Origin of the sequence: Streptomyces sp. JJ38, from assembly GCF_019303475.1 — a bacterium.
Lineage (GTDB): Bacteria > Actinomycetota > Actinomycetes > Streptomycetales > Streptomycetaceae > Streptomyces.
Genome location: NZ_JABLSI010000095.1, coordinates 4,100 through 4,305, shown reverse-complemented (window position 1 = coordinate 4,305; position 206 = coordinate 4,100). Strand labels below are relative to the sequence as shown.

Below are 206 nucleotides of genomic sequence, written 5' to 3'. Positions count from 1 at the left end.
GTGTCCACGGTGACGGCCGGCCCCTCCAGCCCGAAGGTGTAGGCGACGCGCCCGCTGGCCACACTGCCCGCGCTGCCGTTGCCGATGTACGGCTCCAGGTCGGCCGGCGGACGGGGCACCCGGGAGCCGTAGTCGTGGTACATGATCCCCGTGAAGACGCCGGTGCGGCTTCCGCGCACGCTGGTGGGGTCGATGCCCGCGCGTTC

1 protein-coding gene is annotated in these 206 nt (G+C 73.3%); it reads right to left on the bottom strand.

Features of this window, described 5'->3' with window-relative positions; all coding sequences use genetic code 11:
* Positions 1-206: beta-ketoacyl synthase N-terminal-like domain-containing protein (locus tag HPT28_RS26350; protein ID WP_219094481.1), on the bottom strand; the 206-nt coding region annotated here is incomplete at both ends.